This is a genomic window from Streptomyces sp. NH27 (genome assembly GCF_056859195.1).
Map to the genome: position 1 here is coordinate 1 of NZ_JACEGK010001137.1, position 255 is coordinate 255.

At 67.1% G+C, this 255-nt stretch carries 1 pseudogene; it reads left to right on the forward strand.

What is annotated here, in order from left to right:
- A pseudogene (locus AC13HU_RS38395) lies at window positions 1-255 on the forward strand (IS701 family transposase); the annotation flags it as partial.

Here is a 255-nt window from a genome sequence, read left to right on the forward strand (position 1 = left end):
AGCGGATCTACGACTGGGCGCGTGTCGCGATCCGCCCGTACTGGGAGAACGGCTTCGGGCACTGGGTGCTGGCCCGACGCAGCGTCAACGACCCGAGCGAGATCGCCTACTACGTCTGCTACGGCCCGGTCGCCTCCCGACTGAAAGACCTGGTCAAAGTGGCTGCCGCGAGGTGGGCGGTGGAGGAGTGCTTCCAGACCGCGAAGGGAGAGTGCGGTCTGGACCACTACCAGGTGCGGCTCTACCGGGCCTGGT